This is a genomic window from Luteimonas aquatica, assembly GCF_022662575.1.
Taxonomy (GTDB): domain Bacteria; phylum Pseudomonadota; class Gammaproteobacteria; order Xanthomonadales; family Xanthomonadaceae; genus Luteimonas; species Luteimonas aquatica.
Genome location: NZ_JALBFU010000038.1, coordinates 1 through 859 on the forward strand (window position 1 = coordinate 1; position 859 = coordinate 859).

1 pseudogene is annotated in these 859 nt (G+C 70.7%); it reads right to left on the reverse strand.

Annotated elements, in window-relative coordinates:
• Positions 1-660: pseudogene (locus MD221_RS17405) on the reverse strand (hypothetical protein); the annotation flags it as partial.
• Positions 661-859: the final 199 nt, after the last annotated feature.

The following is an 859-nucleotide window of genomic DNA, read 5'->3' on the forward strand; positions in this document are numbered from 1 at the left end:
CAGGCGGTTGCGGGCGTCGTAGGTGCGGTCGACGCGGCGGGCCGCGACCGCCGTGGCGGCCACGCAGCCGCTCGCCACCCCCTCATAGCCCGAAGCCGACCAGGCCAGGTTGCCGGCCCCGTCGTAGCCCAGGAAGTTCTGCCCCGTCTCCGGCTCGTCGAACCGGCACAGCTCCTGGGCCGCGTTGTAGACATAGGTCCGGGTCTGCACCACCGGCGCCGGCACCACGAACACCCCGGAGTTGCCGATGGTCAGGTTCGAGCCGCCGCTCTGCGAGATGCCGTGGACGTAGAACCTCTTGCCCTGGTGGGCGCGGCGCACGGCCATCGGCACGGGGATCGAGAAGCGGTGCGCGATGCCCGTGGTCTGGCAGGCGGTGGAGACCGCCGGCTCGCTGGGCTTGTTGGCCGTGGCCACGATGGCGTTGGTCTCGCTGCCGTTCACGCCGACGTAGACGTGCACGCTGATCGAGGCGCTCACGCCCTTGTCGCAGGCCCAGCCGGTGAGGGTGTAGTCGTTGCCCACCCGGTCCAGCGCGTCGATGTTGCCCACGATCGCCGCCCAGGAAGCGGTGGCCGGCGAGAGCGCCAGTGTTGCCAACAGGGCAGCCTTGCCGATCCATCGCTTGGCCCGGGCGGACACCGCGCCGGCGCGGCTCACGGACGCGTGAGTCGTTGCATTGCTTCGCATGTCCTGTCCCCCTTACTGGTCCGGGCCCGAGCGCGTCACCTGCAGCGGCTTGCCGTAGGCGTCGCGTGGGATGGCGGTACGTACCCCCTTGGGCTGGTCGATCACCACCGGCAGCTCGGTGGTGGGCTGGTCCCAGGCCATGTAGCTGGTGGTGGTCTTCTGGCCGCGC